At 66.4% G+C, this 17,998-nt stretch carries 11 protein-coding genes; 7 read left to right on the plus strand and 4 right to left on the minus strand.

The genetic code is table 11. The annotated features are described in order from the left end of the window. Positions 1 to 43: 43 nt before the first annotated feature. The gene (locus GGR45_RS16620) at positions 44 to 2,827 is read right to left on the minus strand and encodes a TonB-dependent receptor (protein WP_175310529.1); all 2,784 of its coding nucleotides are present in this window, start codon (positions 2,825 to 2,827) and stop codon (positions 44 to 46) included. 824 nt (positions 2,828 to 3,651) lie between these two features. On the opposite strand from GGR45_RS16620, the gene GGR45_RS16625 reads away from it, so the two are divergent. The 6 genes from GGR45_RS16625 to GGR45_RS16650 all read left to right on the plus strand — a co-directional run bounded on the left by GGR45_RS16625 (position 3,652) and on the right by GGR45_RS16650 (position 13,134). Beyond that, positions 3,652 to 4,401 (plus strand): acid phosphatase, encoded by a 750-nt coding sequence (locus GGR45_RS16625; protein WP_175310530.1) that lies wholly within the window; start codon positions 3,652 to 3,654, stop codon positions 4,399 to 4,401. Between the two features lie 183 nt (positions 4,402 to 4,584). Continuing rightward, a complete protein-coding gene (locus GGR45_RS16630; protein WP_175310531.1) occupies positions 4,585 to 8,160 on the plus strand; it encodes a hydantoinase B/oxoprolinase family protein in 3,576 nt (1,191 codons plus the stop codon). Then, the gene (locus tag GGR45_RS16635) at positions 8,160 to 8,828 is read left to right on the plus strand and encodes a DUF969 domain-containing protein (protein WP_175310532.1); all 669 of its coding nucleotides are present in this window, start codon (positions 8,160 to 8,162) and stop codon (positions 8,826 to 8,828) included. The genes GGR45_RS16630 and GGR45_RS16635 overlap by 1 nt, the downstream gene beginning before the upstream one ends. Then, positions 8,825 to 9,730, plus strand: a complete 906-nt coding sequence (locus GGR45_RS16640) for a DUF979 domain-containing protein (protein WP_175310533.1) — start codon at positions 8,825 to 8,827, stop codon at positions 9,728 to 9,730. Before GGR45_RS16635 ends, GGR45_RS16640 begins: the two co-directional genes overlap by 4 nt. Then, positions 9,727 to 10,722: a DUF2891 domain-containing protein gene (locus GGR45_RS16645; protein WP_175310534.1), complete on the plus strand. Its 996-nt coding sequence runs from the start codon at positions 9,727 to 9,729 to the stop codon at positions 10,720 to 10,722. The genes GGR45_RS16640 and GGR45_RS16645 overlap by 4 nt, the downstream gene beginning before the upstream one ends. Positions 10,723 to 10,908: 186 nt before the next feature. Further along, positions 10,909 to 13,134: a TonB-dependent receptor gene (locus tag GGR45_RS16650; protein WP_285138816.1), complete on the plus strand. Its 2,226-nt coding sequence runs from the start codon at positions 10,909 to 10,911 to the stop codon at positions 13,132 to 13,134. 120 nt (positions 13,135 to 13,254) lie between these two features. On the opposite strand, the gene GGR45_RS16655 is transcribed toward GGR45_RS16650, so the two are convergent. From GGR45_RS16655 to GGR45_RS16665, 3 genes are all read right to left on the minus strand, one after another. Then, positions 13,255 to 14,007 (minus strand): FadR/GntR family transcriptional regulator, encoded by a 753-nt coding sequence (locus GGR45_RS16655; protein WP_042490680.1) that lies wholly within the window; start codon positions 14,005 to 14,007, stop codon positions 13,255 to 13,257. A gap of 62 nt (positions 14,008 to 14,069) precedes the next feature. After that, positions 14,070 to 14,879: a DeoR/GlpR family DNA-binding transcription regulator gene (locus GGR45_RS16660; protein ID WP_175310535.1), complete on the minus strand. Its 810-nt coding sequence runs from the start codon at positions 14,877 to 14,879 to the stop codon at positions 14,070 to 14,072. Beyond that, positions 14,876 to 16,381, minus strand: a complete 1,506-nt coding sequence (locus tag GGR45_RS16665) for a glycerol-3-phosphate dehydrogenase (RefSeq protein WP_175310536.1) — start codon at positions 16,379 to 16,381, stop codon at positions 14,876 to 14,878. The genes GGR45_RS16660 and GGR45_RS16665 overlap by 4 nt, the downstream gene beginning before the upstream one ends. Positions 16,382 to 16,502: 121 nt before the next feature. On the opposite strand from GGR45_RS16665, the gene glpK reads away from it, so the two are divergent. Then, the gene (gene glpK, locus GGR45_RS16670) at positions 16,503 to 17,996 is read left to right on the plus strand and encodes a glycerol kinase GlpK (RefSeq protein WP_175310537.1); all 1,494 of its coding nucleotides are present in this window, start codon (positions 16,503 to 16,505) and stop codon (positions 17,994 to 17,996) included. Positions 17,997 to 17,998 lie beyond the last annotated feature (2 nt).

A 17,998-nucleotide genomic window follows, 5' to 3' on the forward strand; every position in this document is an offset into this window, starting at 1 on the left:
GGGCGGACCAGCCCGCACGGCGGCCCGCCCTTCAGGGGGGAGGTCAGAACCGCGTCGACGCCGAGAGATAGAAGGTGCGCCCCGTCCGGCTGGCGAGCTGGAAGGTGTTCGCGTTCGTCTGATAGGCGTCTTCGTGGGTGTTGTTCAGGTTGATGACGCCCGCCGTGAAGCTGAGATAGCTGGCCGGATTGAAGCCCAGCGCCAGGTCCATCTGGGTACGCGGACGCACCACATGGGTCAGGCCGCCATTGACGAAGAAGCTGGACGCCGCGTCCTGAACGTAGGAGCTGCGGTGATTGACCGACAGCCGGACGCTGAACATCTCGTTTTCCCAATAGGGCGTCACGTTCCAGGTCAGCTTGGACAGGTCGCGCAGGTTGAAGCCGGTGCCGATCGCGCTGGCATCGGTGTCGACCACCGTGACGTTGCCGACCGCGCCGAAGCCCTTGACGGGCAGGATCGCGTCGAAATTCTGCGACGCACCGAGCTCCAGGCCCTTGATATGGATGACCCGGTCGTCGTTCAGCACCCGGCTGAAGCTGTAGTCGGTCTTCAGGTCCGCCGACTGGCAGTCGCTGACCACGCCGTTCAGGGCCACGCCGTCATAGGAGGACGGGCAGTAGAATTGCGTGAAGGTGCCGTTCTTCACCGCCTTGTAGAAACCGGCGAGCGTGATCGAGTTACCCTTGCCGTGATAATATTCGAGGCTGATGTCCAGCTGGTTGGCGGTCAGCGGCTTTAACCGGCTCTCGCCCTGCGCGACCGAGACGCTGGGGCGCAGGCTGGTGGTGACGCGGGTGATGGTGTCGGCCATCTGCGTCTGGCTGTTCAGCAGCGGGCGGACCAGCACCTTGGCCGCCGCGATGCGGGCGACGAGGTGCGACGTGACGTCCAGCGCGAAGCTGGCGCTGGGCAGGACGTTGCCATAATCCTGCACCACATGCTGCTGGCCGAGCAGCGTCGCATTGCTGTCGGTGCCGTTGGTCAGGCTGCTGGTGACGTTCTGGTGGGTATGTTCGTAGCGAACGCCGATATTGCCGCGCACCGGCAGGTTGAACAGCGTGCCGTCGATATTCGCCATCGCATAGACCGCCGGAATATAGCGATCGACCTTATAGGTGTTGGGCCAATCGGGCGTGTCGGGGACGCTGATGCCCTTGTCGCGCAGGATCTGCTGCCACAGCGGCGCATTGACCGACAGGAAGCTGCTAGGGATCGCCATCGATCCGCCCAGGAAGTTGTTCACCAGCACACCCGTCTTGGACAGATCGGGGATCCAGGCGAATTCGGGATAGGTCACGGGATCGGTGACATCGGCGTCGCGGTCGTGGCGATAGGCCTTGGTGGCGAAGCTCTCGTGATGATATTTCGCGCCAAAGACCAGCGCCTTGATCCCGTGCCAGTCGAGGTCCTGCGTCAGGTCGGTCTGGATCGCACGGTCGCGGGCCGACTGAATATGCGTCGCGCCGTCGACAAAGGCGTACCAGGTGCGGTTCGCCATGTTGTAGATCGATCCGTCGGTCAGGCTCGCGGTGTTCCACTTGACGTTGAACGGATCTGAAATGTCGAGCTGGCCGCCGTTCGCAAAGCGCACCTCGTCGATCGTTGCCCATTCGTACAGTTTGGCGTCGCCCTGGGTATAATGGCCGATCGCGCGAATATGGGTGGTGTCGGTCGGGCTCCAGTTAACGGTGCCGGTATAGGCCTGGGTCTGGAGGTTGCGCAGTTCGGGCTGGTCGTTGTTGTCGACGTTGAAGTTGCTGATATTGATATTGTTCGCGACGCCATTGGCGGTGCTGTTGACCGTCACCGCCGAGGCGGCCCAGCGGCCGAACACCATCTGGCGCGTATCGTATCGGGTATGGTCGCGCGAATACTCGCCCTGCAGCAGGACTTCGAAATTGTCCTGCGGCTTCCACTGGATCGCGCCGCTGCCCATCAGCTGCTCGGTATCGCGGTCGATCCGGCGATAGCGCAGATTGCCGGGCACCTGTGCGTCGGGGGCGCCCGCCACCGCGCCCGGCTGGTACCAGTTCTTGATGAACAGATAGTCGCCGCGATCCTTCAGCTTCTGATAGCCGACGTCCAGCATGACGCCGATCGTTTCGTCGGCGAAGCGCTTGATATAGGCGGCGTTGACCTTGGGCGTCGCGGCCTTGCGATAGTCGGAATAATAGCCCTTGATCCCGGCGATAAAGCTCGGACCCTTATAGGCCAGCGGCTTGACCGTATCGATGTTGACGGTGCCGGCCAGGCCGCCGGTGTCCATGTCGGCGGTCGGCGACTTGATGACCTGGATCGCGCTCGCCAGATCGGTCTGGATGATGTCGTAGCGGAAGCCGTCCTTGAAGTCCGCGCTGGCGAAGGTCTGGCCGTTGATCGTGGTGCGCGCATATTGCGGCCCGAGGCCACGAATGCTGATCGTCGAGCCACGTCCGTTGATGTTGGACATCTGCACGCCGGCGATACGCTGGATCGCTTCGGTGATGTTCTGGGCGGGAAACTTGCCGATGTCCTCCGACGAGATGCCGTCGGTGATGCGGATATCGTTGCGCTTGGCGGCGAGCGCGGAGGCGATGCTCTGACGATAGCCGGTGACGGTAATCTCGTTCTGGCCGCCGTCCCCGGCGGTGTCGGTCTGCGGCGTGGCCTGTCCGACATCGGCGGCGGCAGTGACGCTGGCAGCAGGAACGGCCGGGCCGTTCGTCTGCGCCGTGGCGGACGCGGCGATCATCGCCGAGGCCGCCCATGCCGCGGTAAAGGCCGTCGTCTGAAGCAACCCTTTGCGCCAATGGCGCGAGACGTCGTTGCACGGTGACATAGTCATGCTCTTTCCCTCCCTCTGATCCCGACGCGGGCACATCGCGCCGGACTTCCCCGAGACTTTGCCGGAAAGGGCATCGGCGACCGGGGCGGAGCAGAGGGCGTCAGCGGCCGGAACGGGTGAGCGTTCACGGACCGGAATCGGCCGTCTCATTTGCTGCGCCGGGACGCGGAGCCTGTCCGGGGTCCGCCGCCGCACCTGCCGCCCGGCCTATAGGCCGTGTGCGACGAGCCACGTCGAAGAACCGAAAATTTCTTCCTGCATCGCGGTGTTGTAATCTTATGGTCTTATCGGTGACATGAAATGGTCATGCCTGTCAACGGTGCTGGAAGACGTTTCGCGCAAAAATCGGTCAGGACAGTGGCGCGGTCACAACAATCTATTTTTGTCAGAAACTTACGATCATGAAGAATTTGTCATATTTGCGCGCCATGCGCTCAGCGGATGCCTTCATTGGACCCGCAAATCCTCGAATCCTGACGACAATGGCCCGGAGTCTCGATTGGTATTGTCGCTATTGGTTCGGCCAATTGGCCTGTTCGGTATCGTCGCTCCGAACGCGCGGATGGTCCGTCCATCGTTCTGGACCGAAAGGTCGAACAGGGCGCCGATCAGCGTCAGGCTTTCGACCGGCGTGTCCAGCCGGATCGCTCAAACGGATGGGGGGTGACGGCAATGATTTTTGCAAAAGTTTTTAGACATTTATGGCGTTCTGGATCGGCCGGGCTGACGTCGCGGATGCGGCCGTAAATATCGCAGGACAATGCCCCCGAAAGCGGGCAAGCAAGGTCCTCTTTCTGTTCGATAGTTTCTTGTGGATGAGTGTCATGACCGGGGTAAAGCGGGGTTGGAGTCTGGCGGTGGCGACCGCAGTTGCGGCGACGGTACTGTCGCCGTCCATGGCGGAGGCGAAGAAGGTCGCGGGCTATCTGGCGGCGGGTGAGGGTGTCGATCTGGCGACCATCCTGCCCGGACCGCCGACGCCCGGCACGCCGCGCGCGCTGGCCGATGCGCGGGCCTTCCGCGACAGCCGGGCGCTGCGCGGCATGGCGCGGTGGCAGCAGGCAACGGCGGACGTATCGAGCGACCTGGGCGCGCGCTTCGCCGCCGCGCTGGGCTTTACCCCGGACTGGACGAAGCTGCCGGTGACGCAGGGGCTTCTCGCGCGGTTCGGCGCGGACCGCTCGGCAGCGATCCGCGTGGCCAAGGCGCATTGGCAATCGCCACGCCCCTTTATCGGCAGCGACCTGCCCATCTGCGAGCCGCGTACCGCCAGCTTGATGACCAATGGCGATTATCCGTCAGGCCATACGGCGAACGGCTGGAGCTTCGCGCTGATCATGGCCGAATTGGTGCCCGACCGGGCGACCGCGATCCTGACGCGGGGGCGCGATTATGGCGACAGTCGCTGGATCTGCGGCTCGCACAGCCAGAGCGCGGTTGAAGGCGGCTATATGGCGGCGAGCGCGGTGGTCGCACGCGAACATGGCAATGCGGCGTTCCGGCGCGACATGGCGGCGGCCGCCGAGGAACTGGCGCGCTACCGCGCCAAAATCGCCAGTCCGCGCGGAGGCTGACGACCCGGCCCTGCTCGGCACGATGGTGACGATCTCGCGGCCGTCCCCGCCGTTCCAGTTGCCCAGGCCGCGCCATCGGGCCAGGCGTGCCGATAGGGGCAATCGTGAAGGGCGCATGTCGTTCTGCAAAGCCGTCACAAAAGCGACTGGCGGCGACGGCGACGGGATGACATGCATAGCGCCATGGCTGAATGGCAATTCTGGATCGATCGCGGCGGTACTTTCACGGACGTGGTCGCACGGCGCCCCGATGGCGGGGTGGTCACCGCCAAGCTGTTGTCCGAAGATCCGGGCCGGCGATATGATGCCGCAGAGGCCACGATCCGGCAGCTTACCGGCGTGGGCGACGGGCCGCTTCCCGCATGTGCGATCCGGATCGGCACGACCATCGCCACCAATGCGCTGCTGGAGCGCGAAGGCGAGCCGGTGCTGCTGGCGATCACGCGCGGCTTCGGCGATGCGCTGGCGATCGGCTATCAGGACCGCCCTGACATTTTCGCGCGGGATATCCGCCGCGCCGCGCCCCTGTTCGCCGAGGTCGTCGAGATCGACGAGCGGGTGACCGAGGATGGCACTGTCCTGACTCCGCTCGACCGCGATGCGGCGGCGGCGGCCTTTGCGCAGGCCCATGCACGCGGGCTTCGATCGATCTCGATCGTCCTGATGCACGGCTGGAAGCATCAGGCACACGAGTTGGCGCTGGCCGAACTGGCCGAGGCGGCGGGCTTCACCCAGATTTCGGTCAGCCACCGGACCGCGCCGCTGATCCGACTGGTCGCGCGCGGCGATACGACGCTGGCCGACGCCTATCTGTCGCCGGTGCTGGGCCGCTATGTACAGGGGCTGGAAGCCGGTCTGGGCGAGGCGGCGGCGGGCGGATTGCTGTTCATGCAGTCGAGCGGCGGGCTGGTTGCGGGCGACCGTTTCCATGGCAAGGACGCGCTGTTGTCCGGCCCGGCGGGCGGCATCGTTGGCATGGCGCGCACGGCACGCGGCGCAGGCTTCGACCGGGTGATCGGCTTCGACATGGGCGGCACCTCGACCGACGTGTCGCTGTTCGCCGGGCAATATGACCGCCGCTCCGATGCGGTTCTGGCGGGCGTGCGCGTTGCGGTGCCGATGATGCGCATCGACACGGTCGCGGCGGGGGGCGGGTCAATCTGTCATTTCGATGGCGGGCGGTTGCTGGTCGGCCCCGCCTCGGCGGGGGCGGACCCGGGGCCTGCCTGCTACCGGCGCGGAGGGCCGCTGACCGTCACCGATTGCAACATGATCCTGGGCAAGATCCAGCCGGTCCATTTCCCGGCGCTGTTCGGCCCCGATCGGAACTTGCCGCCCGATCCTGATGCCGCCCAGCGCGCGCTCGCCGAACTGCTCGATGAGGTGGAGGCCGCTACGGGCGAACGCCTCGACCCCATGGCAGCGGCCGAGGGGCTGGTGGCGATCGCAGTCGCCAGCATGGCGCGGGCGATCCGCGCCGTCTCGGTCGCGCGGGGTGAGGACCCCGCCTCCTATGCCCTGGCTTGTTTCGGCGGAGCGGGTGGTCAACATGCCTGCCTTGTCGCCGATGCGCTGGGCATGGCGCAGGTGCTGATTCATCCGCTGGCGGGCGTGCTGTCGGCGGTTGGCATCGGGCTGGCCGATCGCAGCGTGGTGCGCGAGGCGACCGTGGGCCTGCCGCTGGGCGACGGCGCGTTGGACACTCCGCTGGCCGATCTGCGCGAGGCTGCGGTCGCGGGCCTTGCAGAGCAGGGTGTCGATCCGACGGCGATCCGGATCACGGTGCTGGCGCAGCTTCGCTATGCCCGCAACGATCAGACGATCGGCGTCGCCTGGGACCGCCCCGAGGCGATGGGCGCGGCCTTTGCCGAGGCACATCGCCAGCGTTTCGGCTTTGTCGGCGAGGATATGCTGGTCGTCGAGCAATTGCGGGTCGAGGCGATAGCGGGCGGCGAAGCCCAAGCGCTTCCCGCCCCGGTGCTGGCCGAGCGGACTGCCGATCCGGTCGACCGCGTGGCCATGTATCTGGCGGGGGCGTCTCATGATGTGCCCGTCCACGCTCGCGACGAGTTGGCGGCCGGAGCGGTGCTGGCGGGACCGCTACTCATCATCGATCCGGTGTCGACCGTGGTGGTCGAGCCCGGCTGGTCCGCGCGCGTACTGGGCGAGGGTACGTTGCTGCTCGAACGGGTCGCGGCGCGGCGCGAACAGGCGGCGGAGGAAACGGTCGATCCCGTCCGGCTGGAGATATTCGCCGGGCTGTTCATGGGTATTGCCGAGGAAATGGGCGCGGCGCTTCAACGCAGCGCCGCGTCGGTGAACATCCGCGAGCGGCTGGATTTCTCCTGCGCGATCTTCGATGCGGACGGAGGGCTGGTCGCCAACGCGCCGCATATCCCCGTTCATCTGGGATCGATGGGGGAGAGCATCCGCACCGTCATCCAGGCGCGTGGGGGCACGATGCGCGAAGGCCAGGTCTATGCGCTGAACGACCCCTATCGCGGCGGCACGCACCTGCCCGACATCACGGTCATCATGCCGGTCTTTGCCGGCGGCGAGGCGCCCGCCTTTTTCGTGGCGGCGCGAGGGCATCATGCCGATGTCGGCGGTACGGCACCGGGTTCGATGCCGCCCGATAGCCGGACGCTGACCGATGAGGGCGTGGTCTTCGACGATGTGCTGATCGTCGAGGGCGGCGCGATGCGCGAGCAGGCGATCCGCGAGCTGCTGGCCAGCGGTCCCTGGCCGGCGCGCAATATCGACCAGAATATTGCCGACCTTGCCGCGCAGGTCGCGGCCTGTGCGCGCGGCGCGGACGGGCTTCGCCAGCTGGCCGCGCAACAGGGGCAGGGCGTCGTCACCCGCTACATGGCGCATGTCCAGGCTCATGCCGAGGCGATGGCGCGGCGGATGATCGCGACGCTGAAGGACGGCGAATTCCGCTACCAGCTGGACGATGGCGCGGTCGTCGTGGTTCGCGTGACGATCGATGCGGAACGGGGCAGCGCGACGATCGACTTCACCGGCACCAGCGCGCAGCGGCCGACCAACTTTAACGCGCCACTGGCGGTGACGCGCGCCGCCGTCCTTTATGTCTTGCGCCTGCTGGTCGACGAAGCCGTGCCGCTGAACGAAGGCTTTCTGCGGCCGGTCACGCTGATCGTGCCCGAAGGATCGATGCTCAACCCGCGCTTTCCCGCCGCCGTGGTGGCGGGCAATGTCGAGGTCAGCCAGGTCGTGACCGATACGCTGCTCGGTGCGCTCGGCGCGATGGCGGGTAGCCAAGGGACGATGAACAACCTGACCTTCGGCGACGACTGCTATCAATATTATGAAACGATCGCTGGCGGCGCGGGGGCCGGGCCGGGGCATGACGGGGCCGACGCGATCCAGACGCACATGACCAACAGCCGGTTGACCGACCCGGAGGTGCTGGAGACGCGCTATCCGGTGCTGCTCGAACAATTCGCGATCCGGCGCGGGTCGGGCGGCGCGGGGCAGTGGCGCGGCGGCGATGGCACGATCCGCCGACTGCGCTTCCGGCAACCCTTGCGCGCCGCGATCCTGAGCAACCGTCGGGTCGTGCCGCCCTTCGGCCTGAACGGCGGCGGCGAAGGTCAGCCGGGCCGCAACCGCGTCGAGCGCGCCGACGGCACCGTCGAGGAACTCGCCTCAACCGCCGGGATCGATATGCACGAAGGCGACGCGCTGGTTATCGAGACGCCAGGCGGCGGTGGCTATGGGCGGGAGACGCGCTGATGTGGGTGCTGGCGGGCATTGTCGTCATCGCGGGCGGATTCCTGCTACGGTTCAACCCCCTGCTGGTCATCATCGTCTCGGCCCTCGTCACGGGATTTGCGGCGGGGCTGGACCCGGTACGAATCGTCGCAACCTTTGGCCATGCCTTCAACGAGACGCGCTACGTGACCGCCATTTACATGGTCCTGCCGGTCATCGGCCTGCTGGAGCGGCGGGGACTTCAGGCGCGCGCTCGGACGCTGGTCGCCGGGTTTCGCGGAGCGACGGCGGGACGGCTGCTGACGGGCTATCTGCTGTTCCGGCAGGTGACGGCGGCGCTGGGCCTCACTTCGGTCGCGGGGCCGGCCCAGACCGTCCGGCCGCTGGTCGCCCCGATGGCGGAGGCTGCCGCCGAGCGTCAAGGCGGCGCACCCGAAGACGCCGAGCGGGTCAAGGCGATGGCGGCCGCGACCGATACGGTCGGGCTGTTCTTCGGCGAGGATATCTTCCTTGCGGTCGGATCGATCCTGCTGATGAAGGGCGTGCTGGAAGGATATGGCATCATGCTGGAGCCGTTCCAGCTGTCCATCTGGGCGATCCCGACCGCGATCGCGGCGTTCGTGATCCATGGATCGCGGCTGTGGTGGCTCGACCGGCGCTTGTCGCGCGAGGGACGCGGCGCGCGATGATCGGGCTGAACCTGGTCTATGCCGTGGCGGGGATCGCCTTCGCGATCTTCGCGCTGCTGTCGGTGCGCGACCGGCGCTTCGCCAATGCGGCCTTCTATGCGCTCATTACCCTATCGTTCCTGTTCGGCGATATGCTGGGCGATGTCGCCAATGGCGTGCTGGTCCTGGCGCTGGTCGGCATCGCGGCGTCGGGGCAGATGCGCCGGGCCGAGGCGGTCGCGCCCGCCGAGGACCGGCATGGTGCGAAGGTCTTCGTGCCCGCGCTCGTCATCCCGGCGGTTGCCCTGCTGGGGACGCTCGCGTTCAAGCAAGTGCCCGCGCTGGTCGATCCCAAGCAAGCGACTTTGGTCGCGCTGACGCTGGGCACCGTGATCGCGCTCGTCCTGTGCGGCATATTGTTGCGCGCAAGGGCCGCCGAGCCCTTCGTTGCGGGGCGCGGGCTGATCGACGATATCGGCTGGGTCGCGGTGATGCCGCAGATGCTGGCGAGCCTGGGTGCCGTCTTCGCCCTGGCGGGCGTCGGCGAAGTCGTCGGCGAGCTGATCGGCGCGGTGATCCCGGCGGGCAGCGTGATCGGCGGGGTGCTGGCCTATGCGCTGGGCATGGCCCTGTTCACCATCGTCATGGGCAATGCCTTCGCCGCCTTCCCGGTCATGGCGGCGGCGGTCGGCGTGCCGATCCTGATCCGCCAGATGGGCGCAGACCCGGCAGTGGTCGCAGCGGTGGGGATGCTGGCGGGGTTTTGCGGGACGCTGATGACGCCGATGGCCGCCAACTTCAATCTGCTACCCGCCGCCCTGCTGGGCCTGAGGGATAAATACGCCGTGATCCGTGCGCAGGTGCCGACCGCGCTGCCGTTGCTCGCCTTCAACATCCTTCTTCTCTACGGGATGATCGCATGACCCGACTGGACCGATCTGTTGCCGAACGCTTTGCCGCCATGACGCTGGGGCATGTCGGCCGGGAATATCCCAACGCCCTGTCGCACGTCCTGAACGGGCCGGAGGATGCGCGGACCCCGTCGGACCTGCATCCGATCTTTTACGGCAGTTTCGACTGGCATAGCTGCGTCCATGGCTGGTGGCAGCTGCTGCGGCTGATCCGGCTTTATCCTGATCTGGAGGCCGCGCCTGCGATACGCGCGCGCGCCGATGCGATGTTCGTGCCCGACAAGGTGGCGGGCGAGCTGGCCTATCTGGAGCGCCCCGGCGCGGCAGGGTTCGAGCGGCCTTATGGCTGGGCCTGGATGCTGGCGCTGCATGACGAGGCGAGCCGCCATGATGCGAGCTGGGCGGCGACGCTAGAGCCGCTCGCACTGTTCTTCGCGCGTCGTTTCGCCGATTTCCTGCCGCGCCTGACCTACCCTTTGCGCGTCGGTACCCATTTCAACAGCGGCTTCGCTTTGACGCTGGCCTGGGACTGGGCGGGCGAGCGCGATTCGGCGCTTCGCCACGAAATCGCGACGGTAGCGCGGGACTGGTTCGGAAAGGATCGCGACTGTCAGGCGTGGGAGCCGGGCGGCGACGAATTCCTGTCGCCCGCGCTTTGCGAGGCGATGCTCATAAGCCGGGTACTCGACGCGGCGAGCTTTCGAAGCTGGTTCGACGCATTCCTTCCCCATGTCGGGGCAGGGGAGCCCGCGTCGCTGTTCACCCCCGCGATCGTATCCGACCGCACGGACGGCAAGATCGCGCATCTCGACGGGCTGAACCTGACCCGTGCGTGGTGCTGGCGGGTGATCGCGGCGAAGCTGGGTCCCTCACACCCGGTCGCAGCCCGTGCGGAGGCGACGGCGGCGGCCCATCTTGCCGTCAGTCTTCCGCATCTGGGCGATGATTATATGGGCGAACACTGGCTTGCCACCTTTGCGCTCCTGGCGCTCGAGGCCGCCTGATTGACGGATTGAGAGACCGTCCGTGGAGGCGTTAAATGTCGCGGGCGTCTCCACAACGTAAATTTAAACAATCATCTTTATCTCTCCCTTTCGGGAAAAGGGGGGGTAATGATGAACCTGTATGCTCCGCGCCTGTTGTGTGGCGTGGCTCTCATTGTGTTGCCTGTTACGGAAGTCCGAGCAGAGGTGGCATCTTCGGCTCACACCGGTAATCCGGCCGCGACCAAGTCGGTCGATACGACAAGCGATGCGAAGGTGAAGACAGACGCTGCGAAAAGCAATGGCATCGTCGTAACGACGACCGCTCAGAAGCGCTTCGAAAACATTCAAAATGTGCCGCTCGCCGTCCAGGTCATTTCCCCGGCGGAACTGAACGCGCATGGGGTGCGTCATTTCCAGGAACTGGGCAAGGTCAGCCCCTCGCTGGTCATCCGTCCGGCCGAACAGCCGGTCAACGGCACCGTCTCGCTTCGGGGTGTGGGTACGCTGGCCTTTGGCATCGGGGTCGAGACCGCCGTTGCGATCACCGTCGACGGCGCCGCGCTGCCCTTCATGGCGCGCGTCTATACCGACCTGCCCGACATCGCCCAGATCGAGGTGCTGCGCGGGCCGCAGAGCACGCTGTATGGCAAGGCGGCCTCGGCGGGTCTGGTCAAGATCATGACGGTGCAGCCGACCGACGACTATCATGTGCGCGGCAACGTAACCGTCACCGGCGACCGCGAATATGGCGCCAATGTCAGCGTGACCGGGCCGATCAGCGATACGCTGGGCTATGTCTTCTCGACCGGCTATTCCAACTGGGACGGCAATGTCCGCAACGTCTTCAACGGTAAGCGGACCAACGGCCGCGAAACCTTCAACACGCGGGGCAAGCTGCGCTGGAAGGCGTCGCCCGATGTCACCTTCACCCTGTCGGGCAATTATGTCGACGGCAACGCCACGATCGCACGGCCGTTCGTGGCCGTGGCGTCCGACGCGCTGTTGCGGGGTGTCGCGGGCCAGACCCCTTCAGTGATTTTCCCCGGCGTGACGCCCGGCCCGGGCAATCAGAATGTCAGCAACAATTACTGGTCGCACAACAAGTTCTCGGGCGGCGGCGCGCTGCTAAGGAGCGAGGCGAATATCGGCCGGATGAACATCCTGTCGCTGACCTCCTACGACCGCTTCCGTCTGGACGACTATCTCGATCACGACGACAGCTCGTCTTCGGCGGCGGTCGGCAGCAACATCCAGGTCGGCGCATTCAAGTCGCGCATGTTCACGCAGGAACTCCGCCTGTTGTCGCCCGGTGAGGATGCCTTCCGCTATGCGCTGGGCGTCTATTACGCGAACACCGGCTTCGATCGCCCGTTCCAGCGTGGCCCGGCCTTCTCGCTCGCCAACTGGTACGCCACCACCGGATCGCGCCAGGTCGCAGCCTTCGGCCAGATCGACTGGGAATTCGTCTCGAAGCTCACCGGCACCATCGGTGGCCGTGTCCAGAACGAGCGCGTGAAATACACCTTCGCCGACAATCTGGCCCGGACCAGCTATGCCGGGAACGCGGACGACACCGCCGCGACCTATCATCTGGGCCTGACCTATCAGGCGACGCCCGATGTCATGACCTTCGCCAGCTACTCGACGGGTTACAAGGGCCAGACCTATGACCTGACGACCGGGTTCAACCAGAACCGGGCGGCAGCAGGACCGGTCAAGCCGGAGCGGTCGCGCGACCGGGAGCTGGGTATCCGCACCCAATTCTTCGACCGGCACCTGACGCTGAATGCCACCCTGTTCGACACCGACTATACCAATCTCCAGGCGCAGACGATCGAGACGCTGGCGGACGGCACCAGCAACTTCCGTCTGACCAATGTCGGCAAGTTCAACACGCGGGGGCTGGAAATCGAGACGGCGGCTCGGCTGGGCCGCGACATCGCGCTGCGCGGGGCAATCACCTATCTGGACGCCAAGTACACGTCCTTCCCCTCGGCGCAATGCTATCCGATGCAGACGGCGGCGCAGGGGTGCAGCGGCTCGCCCGCCCGCCGCGACCTGACCGGCGTGCGGGCTCCGCAGGCCCCGGTGTGGAAGGGCAACTGGTCGGTCGATTATACGCCGCCACTGACCGACACGCTGGACGGCTTCGCGCAGGTCGCCGGAGAATATCAGTCGAGCCTCTATTATGTCGCGGCCGATCCCCAGACTTTCCAGCCGGGTTTCGCGATCTTCGACCTGCGCCTCGGCGTCGGGTCGCATGATCGCCGCTGGGACGTGACGGCGTTCGTCAACAACCTGTTCGACCAGCAATATTACGCGTCGCTGGTCAACACGGCGGGCAATTTCGCTGGGCGCATGGCGACCCAGGCGGTGCTGCCGCGCGACTTCCGCCGCTATGCGGGCGTGCGGTTCGGCGTGAATTTCTGAACTGCTAATTCACCCCTCCCCTTCAGGGGGGGGCAGGGGGAGGGGCGCTTCCGCGAGCACAGGTTTCGAGGTGAGGCCCCACCCCAACCCCTCCCCTGCAGGGGAGGGGTTACGTCTCATTCAAATCTTCAGATGCGCCGTCCGGTCACGCTTGGCGGCCAGCGCCTGACGCACTTCCGCGACCGCGCGGGCTTCGCTGGCGATCAGCAGGCCTTCCAGTGCGGCGGTCAGGTGCCGCTGCATCGCGACCCGCGACGCGACCGGATCGCGCGAGCGCAGCGCTTCCAGGATCGCGGCATGATGCTCGACGATGGGCCGCACATCGATCTCGCGGACCTTGGCGTCGAGCAGCACGCTCTCCGCCGAGCGCAGCCGCTGTTCCCATAGCCGGTCGATCGTCTCAAGGATCGCGCTGTTGCGCGTCGAGCGGGCGATCAGCGTGTGGAAGGCGCGGTCGGCATGGAAGGCGCCGCCGACCGTGTTGTTCTCCTCCTCGATCGCATCGACCAGCGTGGCCAGCTCGTCCAACTCGCTGTCGGTGATCTGCGAGGCCGCCAGCGCCGCTGCCTCCGGCTCGAACAACAGGCGCGCCTCGGCCACTTCCATCGCGGAGACGCCGAAATCGGGCGTCTCGCCCTGGCCCGGCAGCGCCACGACATGCGCGCCCGAGCCGATCCGCACCTCGATAAAACCCTGGACTTCCAGCGCGATCAGCGCCTCGCGGATGACCGGGCGGCTGACGTCGAACCGGGTTGCCAGCTCACGCTCGGCGGGCATCCGCGTGCCGATCGGGTAGCGGCCCTCCTGCAACTCGGTGATCAGCGTGCGGGCGAGTTCCCGGTAGAGCCGGTCCTGGGTCGTGTTATTGTCCATCACGAGCCTTATAGGGGCCGAGGCGGGATGGCGGTCAAGCGCCAGTGTCATACCAATGTGTGTCAGGCCGATCGGGACATTCCGCCGCTGTCGGTTTCGACGACGGTCGTACCCGCGGTGCGGGCGGCCTCAGCGAGCCGGGAATCGGCCCTGTCGGTGACGAGAAAGTCGACATCGCCCATGTCCCCGACCCGGACCGGCGCGGCGCGTTCCAGCTTTGAGCCGTCGATCGCCAGCAGTACCTGCCGCGCCTGGGCGATGATCGTCTGCGACACGCGCACCTCGTCCACGTCGAAGTCGAGAAAGCTGCCGTCCGGATCAATGGCCGACGCGCCGATCAGCGCCATGTCGACCTTGAACCCCCGGATGAAGTCCATCGCCAGCGCGCCGACCACCGCCCGGTCGCTGGCGCGCACTCGGCCTCCGGCGGCGATTACCTCGATCGAGGGGCGGCCGCCCAATATGTCGACGACGTTCAGATTGTTGGTGATGACCATAAGGTCGCGGTGATCGACCAGCGCCTTGGCGATCGCCTCGGTGGTCGAGCCGATATTGATGAACAGGCTGGCCCCGTTGGGGACGAGCGCGGCGGCCGCCGCTCCGATCGCCGCCTTGGCGGGGGCGGCCACCGTGCGCCGTTCGGCATAGGCCAGATTGTCGGTGCCCGAGGTCACGACCGCGCCGCCGTGGACGCGCGCCAGCATCGACTGGCCCGCCAGGATGTTCAGGTCCTTGCGGATCGTCTGCGGCGTCACGCCCAGCTTGTCGGCAAGCGCATCGACGCTGACGCTGCCCGTCCGACGGGCGACGTCGAGGATCGCGGCATGGCGTGCCGCGACGATCTCCGCCGATCCGGGAGAGGGCGGCTTCATGCGACGCCCTGCTCGGCCAGATAGGCCGCCAGCCGCTCGGGCGTTTCGGGCGGCACGTGCAGGCCCAGCTTGCTGCGGCGATAGAGGATGTCCTCGACCGTCCGCGCCCATTCGGCTTTCACCAAATAATCGACCTCGGCGGTGTGCAGCCCGCCGCCCAGATCGGGTCCGAGATCACCCGTCTCCAGCATCGCATGGATACGCGTGCCATAGGCACGGGCCAGACGACGCAGCAGGGCGGGCGGCATATCCGAATGCCTAGCGGTCAGTTCGCGCAGGAAGGCGTCGAAATCCGCATCCGCCATATCCCCGCCAGGCAACGCCGCCCCGGCCGTCCATGCCCCCCCGGCCGCGGGGAAGAAGCGCGCCAACTCGCGCATCGCGTGCTCGGCGAGCTTGCGATAGGTGGTGATCTTGCCGCCGAAGATGTTGAGCATCGGCGCCCCGCTTTCCCCCTCCGCGCCCGTATCGAGGTCGAGTACATAGTCGCGCGTCACTGCCGAGGCATTGGCCGAATGATCGTCATAGAGCGGCCGAATACCGGCATAGCTCCACACGATATCGGTTTCCCCAGTCTTCCGCGCGAAATAGCGGTTCACCGTGACGAGCAGATAATTGGTCTCCGCCGCGCTGATCGACGCCTTGGCGGGCGCGTCGGTCCAGGGTTCGTCGGTGGTGCCGACCAGCGTGAACCTGCCCTCATAGGGGATGGCGAAGACGATGCGGCGGTCGTCATTCTGGAGCATGAAGGCATGGTCGCCCTCATAGAGTTTGGGCACGATGATATGGCTGCCCTTGACCAGCCGGACGCCGCGATCGGCCCTCGCGCCGTGAGTGCGGCCGATCACGTCGGCGACCCATGGCCCTGCCGCATTGACCAGCGCGCGGGCGCGGACGGTGCGGGCCGCCCCTGCGGCTTCGATTGTCGCAACCCAGCCATCGCCCTCGCGCTTTGCATCGACCAGCTTGGTGCGCGTCGCGATCGTCGCGCCCCGCTCGGCGGCGTCCATCGCGTTGAGCACGACGAGGCGACTATCCTCGACCCAGCAGTCCGAATATACGAAAGCCTTGCCCTTTCGCGGCGAAAGCCCGGCGCCGAACTTCGAGCGCTCCAGCGTGACGGTGCGCGTGCCCGGCAGCTTCTCGCGACCGCCGAGATGGTCGTAGAGAAACAGACCCAGCCGCACCATCCACGCGGGGCGCGGCGACTGGGTCTGCGGCAGGACGAAGGAGAGGGGCCAGATGATGTGCGGCGCCATGTTCAACAGCCGCTCGCGCTCGATTAGCGCCTCTCGCACCAACCGGAACTCGCCATATTCCAGATAGCGCAGGCCGCCATGGATCAGCTTGGTCGAAGATGAGGATGTGTGGCTCGCCAGATCGTCCTGTTCGACCAACAGCACCGACAGGCCGCGCCCGGCGGCGTCGCGCGCGATGCCTGCACCGTTGATGCCGCCGCCCACGATCAGCAGGTCGATCCTATCCATCGCGTGGTCCGTCATGCCGCTTGTCCCTGTTTCTGAGCGCGTCCTTTGTTATACCATGTCGACGCAAAACGAAAGCATTGACGTTCATATGAAAGCGTGTGACGTTCCAAAACGAAAACAAGGAGAGGGGTGAGCGATGGCGTCGCACATTCTGGTGATCGATCAGGGCACGACCTCGACGCGCAGCATCGTGTTCGATGAACAGGCTCGCCGGGTCGCCATCGCACAGGCCGAGTTCGCGCAGCACTACCCCGCGCTGGGCTGGGTCGAGCACGACCCGGAGGATATCTGGCGCGATGCGCTGGCCACCGCGCGCAAGGCCATTGCCGAAAGCGGCGTCGCTCCGGCGCAGATCGCCGCGATCGGCATCACCAACCAGCGCGAGACGGCGGTGGTCTGGGACCGCGCCACCGGCGAGCCGATCCACCACGCGATCGTGTGGCAGGACCGGCGCGGCACCGACCTGTGCCAGACGCTGAAGGCCGACGGCGCCGAGGACTTGGTGCGCGAGCGGACCGGCCTGCTGATCGATCCCTATTTCTCCGCGACCAAACTCGCCTGGCTGCTCGACCATGTCGAGGGCGCGCGCGGGCGGGCTGAGCGGGGCGAACTGGCCTTCGGCACGATCGACAGCTTCCTGCTCTGGCGGCTGACCGGCGGCGCGGTGCACGCGACCGACATCACCAATGCCAGCCGTACGATGCTGTTCGACATCCATCGCGGCGTGTGGGACGCGGAACTGTGCCGGTTGCTGCGCGTGCCGATGGCGATGCTGCCGCAGGTGCATGACAATGCGCATGTCTTCGGCACGACCGCCCCCGATCTGCTCGGTGCGGCGATCCCGATCGCGGGCATGGCGGGGGACCAGCAGGCGGCGTTGTTCGGACAGGCCTGTTTCCGACACGGCATGGCCAAGTCGACCTATGGCACCGGCTGTTTCATGCTGCTCAACACGGGCAAAACGGCGGTGGCGTCGAAGCATCGGCTGCTGACCACGCCCGCCTATCGGCTGAACGGCAGGACAACCTATGCGCTGGAGGGCTCGATCTTCGTCGCGGGCGCGGCGGTGAAGTGGCTGCGCGACGGACTGGGCGTCATCACCCATGCCAGCCAGACCGACGATCTGGCGACGCAGGTGCCTGACAGCCACGGCGTCTATATGGTCCCCGCCTTTGTCGGCATGGGCGCGCCCTATTGGGAGCCGGATGCACGCGGCGCGATCTATGGCCTGACCCTGGGCGCAAGTGCTGCGCATCTGGCGCGCGCGGCGTTGGAGTCGGTCGCCTATCAGACGATGGATCTGGCCGCGGCAATGAAGGCCGATGCGGGCGAAGGCGCCGCTATCCTGCGCGTCGATGGCGGCATGGCGGCCAATGACTGGCTGTGCCGCTTCCTGGCCAACATGATCCAGACGCCGGTCGAGCGGCCTGCCGATCTGGAGACGACGGCGCGCGGCGCGGCCTTTCATGCGGGGCTGGCGACGGGGGTCTGGTCGGGGCTCGACGCGCTGGAGAAACTTTGGTCGCGGGAGGAATGTTTCGAGCCGGGCATGGCCGAGGACGCCCGCGCACCGTTGGTCGCCGGATGGCGCGACGCGGTGGCGCGGACGCTCGCCAAGCCCGTCGCGTGACG

The sequence above is a fragment of the Sphingomonas zeae genome, assembly GCF_014197135.1.
Lineage (GTDB): Bacteria > Pseudomonadota > Alphaproteobacteria > Sphingomonadales > Sphingomonadaceae > Sphingomonas > Sphingomonas zeae.